The sequence below is a fragment of the Leifsonia sp. genome (genome assembly GCF_051955155.1).
Taxonomy (GTDB): Bacteria; Actinomycetota; Actinomycetes; order Actinomycetales; family Microbacteriaceae; genus Leifsonia.
Genome location: NZ_JBQCGZ010000162.1, coordinates 1 through 3,990, shown reverse-complemented (window position 1 = coordinate 3,990; position 3,990 = coordinate 1). Strand labels below are relative to the sequence as shown.

Annotated in this window: 4 protein-coding genes; 1 reads left to right on the top strand and 3 read right to left on the bottom strand. The window is 72.5% G+C overall.

What is annotated here, in order from left to right:
• The first annotated feature begins 119 nt into the window (after positions 1-119).
• Positions 120-1,196 carry an alanine racemase gene (gene alr, locus ACTHMF_RS17440; RefSeq protein ID WP_440319370.1) on the top strand — a complete coding sequence of 359 codons (1,077 nt, stop codon included), beginning with the start codon at positions 120-122 and terminating at the stop codon, positions 1,194-1,196.
• A gap of 37 nt (positions 1,197-1,233) precedes the next feature.
• Here alr and ACTHMF_RS17435 read toward each other — a convergent pair whose 3' ends face one another.
• The 3 genes from ACTHMF_RS17435 to ACTHMF_RS17425 form a co-directional block, all read right to left on the bottom strand.
• Positions 1,234-1,950, bottom strand: coding sequence for a type 1 glutamine amidotransferase (locus ACTHMF_RS17435; RefSeq protein ID WP_440319369.1), 717 nt, complete (start codon positions 1,948-1,950; stop codon positions 1,234-1,236).
• Complete coding sequence (locus ACTHMF_RS17430; RefSeq protein WP_440319367.1) at positions 1,947-3,221, bottom strand: MurT ligase domain-containing protein; 1,275 nt, start codon at positions 3,219-3,221, stop codon at positions 1,947-1,949. Before ACTHMF_RS17430 ends, ACTHMF_RS17435 begins: the two co-directional genes overlap by 4 nt.
• Positions 3,222-3,225: 4 nt before the next feature.
• On the bottom strand, positions 3,226-3,990 hold a 765-nt coding region (locus tag ACTHMF_RS17425; RefSeq protein ID WP_440319365.1), incomplete at its 5' end, for an RNA polymerase sigma factor.

Genomic DNA, 3,990 nt, shown 5'->3' with positions numbered 1-3,990 from the left:
GGGGGGGGGGCGCGCCCGCCCCCCGCCCGGGGGGGGCCGCCCGGGCGCGCGGCCCCCGCGCCCGTCATCACCAGCAGGCTCGGTCGCCGCATCGAGCGCGTGTACGAGAGGCCGGCCGCATGACCATCGTTGACGCCGTCGCCGAGCCGCTCCCCCGTGCCGTCATCGACCTGGCCGCGCTGCGCCACAACGTCCGGCACCTCAGCCGGCAGTTCGCCCCCGCGGAGACGATGCTCGCCGTCAAGGCGGACGCCTACGGCCACGGGCTGCTCCCGATCGCGGAGGCCGGACTCGAGGCCGGAGCGACCTCCCTCGCGGTGCTCGAGGTCCCGGCCGGCCTGGTGCTGCGCAGAGCCGGTATCACCGTTCCGGTGCTCGCCTGGCTGCACGGCGCCGACACCGACTGGCGCGCCGCGATCGAGGCGGACATCGAGCTCGGCATCTCCGCGGTCTGGCAGCTGGAGGCGATCGCGGCCGCCGGGGCCGACCGTCCCGCCGTCGTGCACCTGAAGGTGGACACCGGCCTCAGCCGCAACGGCGCCACCCGCGCCGAGTGGCCGGGCCTGGTGGATGTGGCGCTCGCGCTGCAGGAGCGCGGCGTCGTCCGCGTGCGCGCCGCGTGGTCGCACCTGGCCGACGCGTCCATCGAGGACGACGAGGCGGCGCTCGCGGAGTTCCGCGACGCGGTCGCCGAGGCCGAGCGGCACGGCGCGCGCTTCGAAGCGCTGCACCTGGCGGCGAGCTCGGCCGGCATCCGGATGCCCGAGGCCCGCTTCGACTTCGTGCGCCTCGGCATCGCCGCCTACGGGTTCTCGCCGTTCGACGACAGCACCGGCGCCGAGCTCGGGCTCATCCCGGTGATGCGCCTGGAGGCCCCGGTCACCGAGGTGCACGTCGGCGGAACGACGCACGTACGGCTCGCGATCGGCTACGGCGACGGCGTTCCGACGCTCGGCATCGCCAAGACGTCCGTGCTCGTGAACGGCCGGCGCTGCCCGGTCATCGCCGTCGAGGCCGACCGGATGCTCGTCGACGCCGGCCCCATCCGGGTCGCCGTCGGCGACACCGCCGTGCTGTTCGGCCCCGGCTCCTCCGGCGAGGTCACCGCGGAGAAGTACGCGGACTGGGCAGAGACCATCGCGGACGAGATGGTCACCGGCGTGGCTTCCCGGGTTCCCCGCGTCTACGTCGGCTGAGCGGAGACGCCGAGCGTCCGCGCCAGCGTCGCGCGGCTCAGAGCCCCACGCCCACCCGGTCCGCGATCGCGCGGCGCGCGTTCGTGGCGTAGCGGTCGACGCGCTCGGTCTCCGCGACCGGCGGCAGCTCCGAGCGGAGCGCTGCGCTCAGGATCCGGTCGGCGAGCACCGGGTTCATTGGCAGCACGGGACCGTGCAGGTGCGTCCCGATAGACGCCCCGCGCACCACGCCCTCCGTGCCGTCGCCGTTCCCGAAGCCGTGCTGGATGCGGCCGAGCGGCTCCGCGCCGTCGAGCACGGTGGTGGCCGAGTGGTTCTCGAACCCGGCGACGGCCGTGCCGTCCGGCATCCGGACGACGACCTCGTCCACGTGCCGCGTCGCTCCGAGCTCCGCGCGGGTCGGGAACACCCCGGCCCCGGCGAGCCGCTCGCCCTCCGCCGTCGTCAGCTCGGTGCCGAGCAGCTGCCAGCCGCCCGCGATCGCGAGGACGGGGATGCCCGCCTCCGCCCACTCGCGGAGCCGCGGGGCGATGCGCAGGACGTCCTCGTGCACCGCGCGCTGACCGGACAGCGGGCCGGACCCGATGTGGATGATGTCCACGCTCGCGGGCAGCTCGCCGCCCGGGGCGTGCGCGACCACCTCCGTCTCGATGCCGCGCCAGCGCGAGCGCTCGGTGAGCGCGAGCACGTTGCCGGCGTCGCCGTTGATCCCCAGCTCGCGCGGGTACAGGTGCAGGATGCGCAGGACGCTCATCGCTCGCCGCCCTCCAGGTCGAGGAAGCCGAGCTGCTTGCGGATCAGCATCATCTGCTCGTAGTTGACGATCATGGTCTTGGTGCCGCGCGACGGCTTCGGCAGCGCCAGGAAGCCCTGCAGGGCCGGCTTCAGCTCCGGGACGACCTGGTCGACGTCGATCCCGGCATACGCGAACCGGGTGGCGAACTGCCAGGCCTTCGTGCCGGAGACGATGTCGACGTGCTCGAGCTTGGACAGGTCGATGTCGTAGACCCAGGACGGGTCGGGCGTGCCCTCGTCCACCGCGACGAACACCTGCTCCGGCGCCTCGCTCAGGTAGTCGAGGTTCAGCTGCAGGCTCGGCGGGTTCTTCATCATGATGATCTCGATGTCCTCGTCGCCGACGCGCAGCGTCTCGCCGCGGCCGTAGACCGTGCGCAGCGCGCCCATGGCCGCGACCACGGCGTTCGGCCGGAACCGGTCGCCGAGCAGGCGCCTCGCCATCGCGGTCGCGCCCGCCGCGTCCACCGCGTAGTGCAGGCCGCGGGCGGGCAGGCCGATGCGCACCGGCTCACCGCCGATGGTGAGCTCCGCGCTCTGGGTCTCCAGCTTGGAGACGAACACCGCGGGGACCGGCAGCGCGCCGGCGGCGACGCCGGAGAGGTCCTTCACGTTCGCGAGGCCGTTCGGGGAGGACTCGATGATGGACGGCGCGACGGCGAACGTCGACACATCGCGGCCCGCGCCGGCCAGCTCCGCGCCGACCCGGGCGAGGCTGTCGTCGTCGGCGTTCACCACGACGAACTCGGACGAGCGCTCCGCGATCGTCCGCAGCATCCCGATCACGCGCGTCGGCTCGAAGAACCGGTTGAGCTGGTCGATCTGCACGTTCAGCAGCAGCGAGCCGCGCGGCTTCAGGACGGTCGCCAGGTCGACGCCGTAGGCCTCGTCCACCTCGATCACGCCGACGTCGCCGCGCACGTAGCCGTCCAGCGGCACGTCCGCGAGCAGCGCCGAGGCGATGCCCTGCGGGAGGTTGCCTCCGGAGGGGTTGGTGAAGACGTTCAGGCCGTGCTCGCGCAGAATGGCCGTGAGCATGTTCGTCGTCGTCGACTTGCCGTTGGATCCGGAGACGAAGACGACACCGAGCGGGAGCTGGGAGACGGCACGTTCGAGGAATTTCGGGGCGATCGCGAGCGCGACCCTGCCCGGCACCGCGGAGCCGCCTCCCCGCAGGCGCAGAAGCCAGCGGGCGAGGCGGCCGGCGATGACCGCCAATCGGTAGCGCACAGGTTTACTCGAGGTAGTCGCGCAGCGACTGCGAGCGGGACGGGTGGCGCAGCTTCGCCATCGTCTTCGACTCGATCTGACGGATCCGCTCGCGCGTCACGCCGAAGGTGTCGCCGATCTGGTCGAGCGTCTTCGGCATCCCGTCGCCCAGCCCGAAGCGCATGCGGATCACGCCCGCCTCGCGCTCGGAGAGGGAGTCCAGCAGGCTCTCCAGCTGCTTCTGCAGCATGGTGAAGCCGACCGCGTCGGCCGGGACGACCGCCTCGGTGTCCTCGATGAGGTCGCCGAACTCGCTGTCGCCGTCCTCGCCGAGCGGGGTGTGCAGCGAGATCGGCTCGCGACCGTACTTCTGCACCTCGATGACCTTCTCCGGGGTCATGTCGAGTTCCTTCGACAGCTCTTCCGGAGTGGGCTCGCGGCCGAGGTCCTGCAGCATCTGGCGCTGGACGCGGGCGAGCTTGTTGATGACCTCGACCATGTGCACCGGGATGCGGATGGTACGCGCCTGGTCGGCCATCGCACGCGTGATCGCCTGACGGATCCACCAGGTCGCGTACGTCGAGAACTTGTAGCCCTTGGTGTAGTCGAACTTCTCGACTGCTCGGATCAGGCCCAGGTTGCCTTCCTGGATCAGGTCGAGGAAGAGCATGCCGCGGCCGGTGTAGCGCTTGGCCAGCGAGACGACCAGGCGCAGGTTGGCCTCGAGCAGGTGCGCCCGGGCGCGGCGGCCGTCGCGGGCCACGGCCCGCAGGTCGGCGGCGCGCTGGCC

Coding starts and splice junctions, on each gene's coding strand:
- alr (WP_440319370.1), top strand. CDS start 120: ATGACCATCGTTGACGCCGTCGCCGAGCCGCTCCCCCGTGCCGTCATC.
- ACTHMF_RS17435 (WP_440319369.1), bottom strand. CDS start 1,950: ATGAGCGTCCTGCGCATCCTGCACCTGTACCCGCGCGAGCTGGGGATC.